The sequence below is a fragment of the Clostridium pacaense genome (genome assembly GCF_020709765.2).
GTDB lineage: Bacteria > Bacillota > Clostridia > Lachnospirales > Lachnospiraceae > Enterocloster > Enterocloster hominis.
The window spans coordinates 1-720 of sequence record NZ_JAJFEB020000062.1 but is presented as its reverse complement, the minus strand read 5'-3'; the positions used below and the strand labels follow the sequence as shown (position 1 = coordinate 720).

At 43.2% G+C, this 720-nt stretch carries 1 pseudogene; it reads right to left on the bottom strand.

Annotated elements, in window-relative coordinates:
- Positions 1–480: 480 nt before the first annotated feature.
- Positions 481–720, bottom strand: a pseudogene (locus LK536_RS58465) (hypothetical protein); the annotation flags it as partial.

Genomic DNA, 720 nt, shown 5'->3' with positions numbered 1-720 from the left:
TGATGATCAGCGTATCCATCTGCAGCGGCTTCCTGCTGAGGTTATATTCCTCATGAAAGCAAAGGAATGGCCTGTCCCCTGCCAGTTCCACCTGCAGCGCTGCCTGGAACGCAGGATGCCACTGTAATGCCTTTTTCCCCATCCATGCTACTCCCTTTCAGTATAATTTAAAAAAAACGTAACTTCAATAGCCCTCCTGAAATTTCCCTTCTATCCTTCTGCCAATGCTCTGATTTCCGTGAATCTGCGGCCGAACCGGCCATTGCCGTGCATAAGCACATAAGACTGCCATTGGGGCAGTGAATCATTTTGTGGAAGAAATCCACAAGATTTGAAATTCTTACTATTTTCTTGATTGAGTATAGTGCATACAGTGAGTATAGCACAAACGGCAGATTATGCCTGCAACCCAACTAAACCCCACTCTCAATTTGATTATGTGGTACAATAACTAATAAATTTTTTAAATCAATAGGAGAGTTATTTCCAGTATGTATTCAAATATATCCTGGCGTCGGCTTCAGTTAACTGAAACTTTTCAATTAATTTGTCAAGACATTGTCCGTGTGACAGATGCAGTTCCCTGCATGTTTCTACCAGGGCCTGTATGCCCTTTTCAATGCCTTTCTCAATCCCCTTCTCTTCCCGTTCCGCCAGTTCATCTGCAAACAATTCCTTTAATGCCTCGCACATTTTCCTGCCCTCCTCATATTGTTTCTG